This is a genomic window from Oribacterium sp. P9, assembly GCF_046365365.1.
Classification (GTDB): domain Bacteria; phylum Bacillota; class Clostridia; order Lachnospirales; family Lachnospiraceae; genus Oribacterium.
This window is the reverse complement of sequence record NZ_JBKEIS010000033.1, coordinates 1-5,616: the sequence shown is the minus strand read 5'-3', so window position 1 is coordinate 5,616 and position 5,616 is coordinate 1. Positions and strand designations below refer to the sequence as shown.

The 5,616-nt window shown below is 52.8% G+C and carries 6 protein-coding genes; all 6 read right to left on the bottom strand.

Going from position 1 to position 5,616, the window contains the following annotated elements; genetic code table 11:
• Positions 1-255: 255 nt before the first annotated feature.
• Complete coding sequence (deoC, locus tag ACK8P7_RS10755; protein WP_410044196.1) at positions 256-924, bottom strand: deoxyribose-phosphate aldolase; 669 nt, start codon at positions 922-924, stop codon at positions 256-258.
• Positions 925-1,209: 285 nt separating this feature from the next.
• Positions 1,210-2,406 (bottom strand): phosphopentomutase, encoded by a 1,197-nt coding sequence (locus tag ACK8P7_RS10750; RefSeq protein ID WP_410044195.1) that lies wholly within the window; start codon positions 2,404-2,406, stop codon positions 1,210-1,212.
• Positions 2,407-2,671: 265 nt separating this feature from the next.
• On the bottom strand, positions 2,672-3,073 hold the full coding sequence (locus ACK8P7_RS10745; RefSeq protein WP_410044194.1) for a type II toxin-antitoxin system VapC family toxin: 402 nt from the start codon (positions 3,071-3,073) through the stop codon (positions 2,672-2,674).
• A complete protein-coding gene (locus ACK8P7_RS10740) occupies positions 3,070-3,300 on the bottom strand; it encodes an antitoxin (RefSeq protein ID WP_410044193.1) in 231 nt (76 codons plus the stop codon). Before ACK8P7_RS10740 ends, ACK8P7_RS10745 begins: the two co-directional genes overlap by 4 nt.
• Before the next feature lie 224 nt (positions 3,301-3,524).
• Complete coding sequence (locus ACK8P7_RS10735; protein WP_410044192.1) at positions 3,525-4,124, bottom strand: transposase; 600 nt, start codon at positions 4,122-4,124, stop codon at positions 3,525-3,527.
• 719 nt (positions 4,125-4,843) lie between these two features.
• Positions 4,844-5,323, bottom strand: a complete 480-nt coding sequence (locus ACK8P7_RS10730) for a YbaK/EbsC family protein (RefSeq protein ID WP_410044191.1) — start codon at positions 5,321-5,323, stop codon at positions 4,844-4,846.
• Positions 5,324-5,616 lie beyond the last annotated feature (293 nt).

The window sequence follows — 5,616 nt, the reverse complement described above, 5'->3', positions numbered from 1 at the left end:
TTATTTGTAAAAAAAGACCTACGCTTTCGCGTGAGTCTAAATGTTAAGTTGACGACATTGGGGTCTGACCCCATAAACTTTTGTTTAGATTCTGTTTAGAAAAATTTAATGGGGTCTGACCCCCTTACGAAATTCTTAAGAAAAAAGCGGCGCCTCCGAGGGAGGTGCCGCGAGTGCGTGCGTTTATGAGGCCACGCTCTGGTGTCGAGCCCCGTCCCAGTATGGTGCGGGCTATGGTCATCACAGATGAAATTTTCAGTAGCCGGCGCCGTTGTCGGTGTTCTTCATGATCTTCACGAGGCGGCTGGTGCCGAGGCGGTCCGCACCGAGGCTCATGAACTTCTCGGCGTCGTCGAAGGAGCTGATCCCGCCGGCGGCCTTCACCTTCACGCCCGGGCCGACGTGCTCATGCATGAGCTTCACGTCATCGAAGGTTGCGCCCGCCGTGGAGAAGCCGGTCGAGGTCTTGATGAACTCCGCGCCCGCCTTCGTCACGATCTCGCACATCTTTATCTTCTCTTCCTCTGTGAGGAGGCAGGTCTCGATGATGACCTTCAGGATGTGCCCGTCGCAGGCCTCGTGGATCTGGCGGATCTCCTCCTCCACTTCGTCGTAGCGTCCATCTTTCAGGAAGCCAATGTTGATGACCATGTCGATCTCCGCTGCCCCGTTTGCGATGGCGTCCTTCGCCTCGAAGACCTTCGTCGCGGTCGTGCTGTAGCCGTTCGGGAAGCCGATGACGGTGCAGATCGGGAGTCTGCCATCGACGTAGTCTGCAGCCTGCTTCACGTAGGCTGCCGGGATGCACGCCGACGCGCAATGGTACTTGATGCCATCATCGAGGATGGTCTTTATGTCTGCCCAGGTCGCAGTCTGGGTGAGCAGGGTGTGATCTACAATCTTTAATACATCCGTGGTGTTCATTTAGTTTTACCTTTCTTTTCATTCGTTAAAGTTCCACCAGGGGACTCGGAGGGCCGGCAACTGAAGCACAGTACTCCGATGCCGGTGAAACCTAAGCCAGGAACCCTAAGCGGCACTAGGCCCTCTGCAATCACAGAGTTTTCCTCATGAAAACTCTGCGTTGCAGTGGGTTCCAATGAGAGATAACCCCAAGTGCCACTAAGGGGACCCGGCTTGATTTCACACGTCCTCTCCGTATGGCTTCTGTTGCCGGTACTCCGTAGTCCCCTTAGCTGAACTGTTTCATTAATTCAGTTTATCGAGAATCGAGTGGCCGATCGTGCCGTCCGGCATGGCGATGCCGAAGTTGTCCGTGATGGTGGCGCCGATCACGGCGAAGGTGTCGGCCTCCACCAGCGCGCCCGGTGTCTGCATTGACCGCGAGTACGCGAGGAACGGCACCTTCTCTCTCGTGTGGTCAGTGCCTGTGTAGGTCGGGTCGTTGCCGTGGTCCGCGGTGATGATCAGAAGGTCGTCGTCCCGGAGCATGTCCAGCAGCTCGCCAAGCTTCACATCGAAGCGCTCGAGCTCCTCACCGTAGCCGACCACGTTGCGGCGGTGGCCCCAGAGCGCGTCGAAATCCACGAGGTTCACGAAGCAGAGACCCTCGAAATCACGCTGCGCGATCTCGATCGTCTGCTCCATGCCGTGCACCGAGCTCTTCGACTTGTTGGACTCGGTGAGGCCCTGGCCATCGAAGATGTCGAAGATCTTGCCGACGGAAATCACGCTGAGGCCCGCATCCTTCAGTGCATCGAGCGCCGTTCTGCCGTACGGCTTCAGCGCATAATCGTGGCGGTTGCTCGTGCGCTTAAACTCGCCCTTCTTCCGTCCTACATACGGGCGGGCGATGACACGGCCGACCTTCCACTCATCCTTCATCGTGATCTCGCGGGCGATCTCACAGCAGCGGTACAGCTCGTCGAGCCCGAAGGTCTCTTCATTGCCGCAGATCTGCAGCACTGAATCCGCCGAGGTGTAGACGATCATGTGCCCCGTCGCGATCTCCTCCTCACCGAGCTCGTCGAGGATCTCCGTGCCGCTGGCCGCCTTGTTGCCAATGATCACACGTCCGGTTCTGCGGGAGAGCTCGTCGATCAGCTCCTGCGGGAAGCCGTGCTCCGTAAAGGTCTTAAACGGCTTCGTGATGTGCAGCCCCATCATCTCCCAGTGCCCCGTCATCGTGTCCTTGCCGTTGCTCGCCTCGCGCAGCTGTCCGTAGTACGCAAGCGGCTTCTCCGCCGGCGCGACGCCATGAAGGCTCTTCAGATTCGCCATGCCGAGCCTCTGCAGATTCGGGATCTTCAGCGCATCGAAATGCGCCGCGATGTGGCCGAGGGTATCTGCCCCCGCATCACCGAACGCCGCGGCATCCGGCATCGGCCCAACCCCCAGCGAATCGATTACAATCGTAAATACTCTTCTATATTTCTTCGCGTTCATACGCATACCTCCTTCGATCGTCAGGTAGCAACCCCTGAAAATCAGGGGCTTACAATACACTCCGATTATAGCAGATGTGACGCCGACGCGCAGTAAAACTCTGCGCGGCAGTTTATGGGGTCTGACCCCATAAACTCCTGTTTAGATTCTGTTTAGAAAAATTTAATGGGGTCAGACCCCATTACGAAATTCTTAAGATGCTTGCGAAAACGGGGCAAACGTTCAAGCGGATCGGAAATCCAGTCAAACGTTTGCCCCCGTCACATTACTTCGTCCAGTCTTCCACTTCCAGTTCGTTCACCCGGAAAAACTCTCTCGTATTATTCGTCACCAGAATCAGCCCGCGCGATCTTGCGTGGCCGGCGATCAGCATATCCATCGGACCGATCGGCGTTCCCTTTCGTTCCAAATCCGCACGAACCGCCCCATATTTCTCTGCTGCATCACTGTCAAAGGGCAGAATCGAAATAGCCGATAAGAACAGCGTGATCGCCGCACGGTTACGCTCTACCGTCTGACTCTTCTCTACACCATGCATCAACTCCCCATACGTGATGGAGGAAATGCACATATCGTCCGGCTCATGACACAGAAAAGCCTTGATCACCTCCGGCGGCTTGTGCTTGATCGTGTAGATACAGATGTTTGTATCCAGCATATACTTCATATCACTTCCCGCTCCTGTACTACCGGCTGTTCCCTGCCATCACACATGAAGTCATCCGAGAACAGCTCCAGTCCACTCAGGAACCCGGCCCACTTATGATTCTTCGGCATCAGTATAACGACGTCACCGACTTTATTGATCGCCACCTCGTCACCATCGAAGCGGCACTCCTTCGGAAGTCGAACCGCCTGACTACGACCATTTTCAAACAATTTTGCTGTCATCATGATACCCCACCTCCTTATGCCTTGAGTATATACCATGATATATACTAAGTCGAGCTATTCTCATTCAGCCCTGTACTTTTTTTCAATCTGGCACTGATACTTTCAAATGCTTCCTCAATTTCCACACCACGTCCAGCTTTTGCATCTGCCAGCCCTGCTGCCATTCTCTGGTCAAATTCCGTCCTGGTCAACGTCTCCACCCCTTCTTGCCGGATGCCATCCCTTCACACCGGAAGCCACATTTCGTCTTCCTTCATGTCCGTCTGGATCGCCTCCTCATCCTCCGCGTACCGTGCCTGCGCCTCCACCAGTTCACGATATTCCGCCGCGCCTTCCGCAAAAAACGACAGCGTTTTATCTGGAGTCACGATGCCATCATTCCACATATCCATGATCGTGATATAGGAGCTCCAGCGATACTGCTCCGGCCGGTCCACGATCTTCGCCTTCACTGGATTCAAGTGGATGTAGCGACTCGTCTGCAGGAAATATCCATCCGTTTTCACCAGACAGGACACATAGCGCCCCTCGAAAACATGCCCCTTGTAGCCGTAGCGCCGGTTATAAAACATCGCATACCTCTCTGCAAGGCTCTTCATAAAGAATCCTATTCCAATGTCTCCAGTTTCGACCAGGAGATGAAAGTGATTGTTCATGAGACAGTATGCGTGAATTCGGCACGCCTTCTTCTCCGCCTCGCTCTCCAGGATCTGCAGAAAGATCTTAAAATCCATCTCATCCTGAAAAATCACCTGCCTGCGAATCCCTCGCTCCATCAGATGATATGTCGCGCCCGGATACCACTCACGTCGTTTTCTAGCCATAAAAACACCTCAAAAATCAATTAATATTTCTTTCCATATTTATAGGGACTATCTGTCTACTAAACAGGACAATCCATAAAAATTTGTCTGCCAAATGGGTTGCGCTTCATCTACATCCAGAATATGGGGGAAACTAAAATCTTCCGTGTCCACAGTTATGGATACAGTACAGTGTTGACTGTCCAAATTCATGGCAGATCATGAATCCGTAGTAATGGTTGTCATAGGGAAAGAAAGCGTCGTTGAGTCCAAGGTCTACCACGGAGCAGAACTCCAGATGGCAACACGGTCAACCTGTTTATCCGCTCAACGACTCTAAAGAATATAAGCTCATTCTATCACGAAGATCCCGAAATGTGTATGGTCGTCAAACAGACTATATTCCCCGGTTAACCACACGATTTTCCGTCATTTCTCAAAATCACTTTATAAAAAATTAATGGGGTCTGACCCCATAAACTCCAGTTTAGACTCTGTTTAGAAAAATTTAATGGGGTCAGACCCCATTACGAAATTCTTAAGATGCGCACGAAAAGGGGGCAATCGTTCAAGCGGATCGAAAATCCGGTCGAGCGATTGCCCCCAGTGCATCACTTTACGTGACTATACATTATGTTACTTTTGTTTACTTCACTTTTTCAGCTGTCGAGGCCCGTCATCTACAGTTTTGATGCGGACTTACGAATTCCGCTGCAAGCTTGTTAAACCAGTTTATAGAGTCAGACCCCCTCTTCCCAGCCTTTGCAGATGTCGCACCAGCCCTTCGGCTCCGTGATTTTCTCCAGTTCCTCCGGTGTGAGCTTTACGGAGGTGAATCCGTTACCGCCGGCCGGATGGACGTACGCGAAGCGCTTCATCGAGATGTCGAGCCAGATCGGAATCTCCTCCGGAACTGCAAACGGACACACACCGCCCGGCTGAAATCCGGTGATTTCCTCCACCTGCTCGCGCGGAATCATGTGCGGCTTCGTATGAAACACCGCCTTAAACTTCGAGCTGTTCACCTTTCCGTCGCCCGCCATGACCACGATCACCGGCTTCTCATCCACGATAAACGACAGCGTCTTCGCGATCTCCGGCTCCGAACAGCCGATCCGCAGCGCCGCATGCTCCACCGTATCGATCGTCTCCGCATGCTCCGTCAGCCGATCACCGAAGCCCTTCCGCTCCAGAAAATCCTTCACCTTCTCGTTTATCATCCGCGCCACACTCCTTCGCGCATCCGTTCGGTCACCCTCACAGACTGCCCGCTATCTATCTAGAATATACATCATGTCATCAGCCATCACTATACCCCCGATCGCCCGATTTCGCCAATACGATTTCACTATCGTTCGTGATAGATCCAGCCTATATATACCTGGAGTTTATGGGGTCAGACCCCATAAACTCCAGTTTAGATTCTGTTTAGAAAAATTTAATGGGGTCAGACCCCAATGTCGTCAACTTAACATTTAGATCCACGCGAAAGCGTGGGTCTTATTTTTTTACA

Coding starts and splice junctions, on each gene's coding strand:
- deoC (WP_410044196.1), bottom strand. CDS start 924: ATGAACACCACGGATGTATTAAAGATTGTAGATCACACCCTGCTCACC.
- ACK8P7_RS10750 (WP_410044195.1), bottom strand. CDS start 2,406: ATGAACGCGAAGAAATATAGAAGAGTATTTACGATTGTAATCGATTCG.
- ACK8P7_RS10745 (WP_410044194.1), bottom strand. CDS start 3,073: ATGAAGTATATGCTGGATACAAACATCTGTATCTACACGATCAAGCAC.
- ACK8P7_RS10740 (WP_410044193.1), bottom strand. CDS start 3,300: ATGATGACAGCAAAATTGTTTGAAAATGGTCGTAGTCAGGCGGTTCGA.
- ACK8P7_RS10735 (WP_410044192.1), bottom strand. CDS start 4,124: ATGGCTAGAAAACGACGTGAGTGGTATCCGGGCGCGACATATCATCTG.
- ACK8P7_RS10730 (WP_410044191.1), bottom strand. CDS start 5,323: ATGATAAACGAGAAGGTGAAGGATTTTCTGGAGCGGAAGGGCTTCGGT.